The sequence below is a fragment of the Paracoccus sp. P2 genome (assembly GCF_046335115.1).
Lineage (GTDB): Bacteria > Pseudomonadota > Alphaproteobacteria > Rhodobacterales > Rhodobacteraceae > Paracoccus > Paracoccus pantotrophus.
In genome coordinates this window covers 1-1,379 of record NZ_JBGOSN010000141.1, presented here as the reverse complement: position 1 = coordinate 1,379, position 1,379 = coordinate 1, and the positions used below count along the sequence as shown (strand labels likewise).

General features: G+C 66.5%; 1 protein-coding gene. It reads right to left on the bottom strand.

What is annotated here, in order from left to right:
- Window positions 1–203 precede the first annotated feature (203 nt).
- On the bottom strand, window positions 204–1,379 hold a 1,176-nt coding region (gene tuf, locus ACDP63_RS24810), incomplete at its 5' end, for an elongation factor Tu (RefSeq protein WP_024843763.1).

Here is a 1,379-nt window from a genome sequence, read left to right as displayed (position 1 = left end):
TCCGGCCCCTCTCCCGCGCGTCCGCTTTGCCTTGCTTCTTTCTTGCCGAAATATCCCGGGGTCCGGGGCAGCGCCCCGGCTGCCGCGCCGCGGCAAGCAGAAAGGCCGCCCCCTGCGGAGCGGCCCCTCATCGCGATATCCCTCGCGGGATCACCCGATGATCCCGGGCGGGGCAGCGGCGCAGGGCCGCCGCCCCCGCCAGATCACTTCAGGATCTTCGACACCACGCCGGCGCCGACCGTGCGGCCGCCCTCGCGGATGGCGAAGCGCAGCTTCTCCTCCATCGCGATCGGCGCGATCAGCTCCACCGTGAACTTCAGGTTGTCGCCCGGCATCACCATCTCGGTGCCCTCGGGAAGCTTCACCGTCCCGGTCACGTCCGTCGTGCGGAAGTAGAACTGCGGACGGTAGTTCGCGAAGAACGGCGTGTGCCGGCCACCCTCTTCCTTGGTCAGGATATAGGCCTCGGCCTCGAACTCGGTATGCGGCGTCACCGAGCCGGGCTTGGCCAGAACCTGGCCGCGCTCGACGCCGTCGCGCTCGATGCCGCGCAGCAGCGCGCCGATGTTGTCGCCGGCTTCCCCGCGGTCCAGCAGCTTGCGGAACATCTCGACACCGGTGCAGGTCGTCTTCTTCGTCGGGCGGATGCCGACGATCTCGAGCTCGTCGCCCACGTTCACCGCGCCGCGCTCGACACGGCCGGTCACAACCGTGCCGCGGCCCGAGATCGAGAACACGTCCTCGATCGGCATCAGGAACGGCAGGTCAACCGCACGCTCGGGCGTCGGGATGTATTCGTCCACCGCCGCGATCAGCGCGCGGATCGAATCCTCGCCGATCTCCTTGTCGCGGCCTTCCAGCGCCGCCAGCGCCGAACCCTTGATGATCGGGATGTCGTCGCCGGGATAGTCGTAGGAGGACAGCAGCTCGCGCACTTCCATCTCGACCAGTTCCAGCAGTTCCGGATCGTCCACCTGGTCGACCTTGTTCAGGTAGACGACCATGTAGGGGATGCCGACCTGACGGCCCAGCAGGATGTGCTCGCGCGTCTGCGGCATCGGGCCGTCCGCCGCGTTCACCACCAGGATCGCGCCGTCCATCTGCGCGGCGCCCGTGATCATGTTCTTCACGTAGTCCGCGTGGCCGGGGCAGTCCACGTGGGCGTAGTGCCGGTTCTCCGATTCGTATTCCACATGCGCGGTCGAGATCGTGATGCCACGCGCACGCTCCTCGGGAGCGCCGTCGATCTGGTCATAGGCCTTGAATTCACCGAAATACTTGGTGATCGCAGCCGTCAGCGTCGTCTTGCCGTGGTCAACGTGACCGATCGTCCCGATGTTGACGTGCGGTTTCGTCCGTTCAAACTTTGCCTTTGCCAT